Raw genomic sequence first — 894 nt, 5'->3', positions numbered from 1 at the left:
GAATTATTTACTTAAAAAGCTGGAATTGCCAGACAATGATTAATACTGGAGAGGCTTATCCGGGACCGGGAAAGTTGGTGTTGGCTTAAAAATATCAATGATATTTATCAGCGAACCACCAGGAAAAACAGCACCACCCGCTACGGCTTCAAGTTGTTCTTCGTTCAGCTCAACATCTTCTGTATCAGGTTTTGCTGAAAGATTAATATATACGGCTTCTTCGTCGGTTTGGTCACGTACTACCAGTTTTTTACCTTCGGGTAAGTTCAGCTTTTGGCCAGTCAGTTTTTCGATGGCTGCCACGGGGTTTGCAATCAGTTCTGATTTGAATTGCGCATTTTCCCAGGCTTCATTTACCACCTGAGCATACAGCTTTTGTTCTTGTGTAAACTCCATTTTTTTGTTTGTTTTAGTTTATCTATATAGTTTATTAAAGGGTAATGCAATTTTTCAGGCTAGGAAATAAATTATTTACAAAATCACCCCAAATAGGTTGTCCTCCGCCTGCTACGGCTTCAAGTTGCTCTTCACTTAGTTCCATACTCTCTATTTCAGGTTCAGCAGGAATATTTACGTATATTTTTGATTTATCAGTTTGGTCGTTGACAACCAACGNTTTTCAATTGCTTTTATGGGGTCGGCAATGAGTTCTTTTCTGAAACCGGCATCTTCCCACGATTTGGAAATAATAGCTTCAATAATTTCTTGTTTACGCTGATCCATATCCTTTTTGTTTTAGTATTTAATTCAAAGATATAGTCTTATAGTCTTATAAATCTGCCAAAATCACTGAATGTATTGCCATCGCCGGCTTTCGATTTTACCTGACCGTGAAAGGTTATATGCATTCATTTTTTCCGACGAAGTACATGCCTATATCGCCTTTTCCTTTTG

General features: G+C 38.1%; 2 protein-coding genes. Both read right to left on the bottom strand.

Translation table 11 applies throughout. The annotated features are described in order from the left end of the window. Positions 1–39: 39 nt before the first annotated feature. Complete coding sequence (locus BLX24_RS30725) at positions 40–396, bottom strand: NHLP leader peptide family RiPP precursor (protein WP_071506931.1); 357 nt, start codon at positions 394–396, stop codon at positions 40–42. A gap of 34 nt (positions 397–430) precedes the next feature. Beyond that, positions 431–613 (bottom strand): hypothetical protein, encoded by a 183-nt coding sequence (locus BLX24_RS33765; RefSeq protein WP_229201935.1) that lies wholly within the window; start codon positions 611–613, stop codon positions 431–433. Positions 614–894 lie beyond the last annotated feature (281 nt).

Origin of the sequence: Arsenicibacter rosenii (assembly GCF_001870735.1) — a bacterium.
GTDB classification, from domain to species: domain Bacteria; phylum Bacteroidota; class Bacteroidia; order Cytophagales; family Spirosomataceae; genus Arsenicibacter; species Arsenicibacter rosenii.
Note: the sequence above shows the minus strand (reverse complement) of the source record. Positions and strands in the feature narration are given on the sequence as shown.

Bases quoted from the DNA above. Each gene is read 5' to 3' on its own strand.
- BLX24_RS30725 (WP_071506931.1), bottom strand. From the start codon at position 396: ATGGAGTTTACACAAGAACAAAAGCTGTATGCTCAGGTGGTAAATGAA.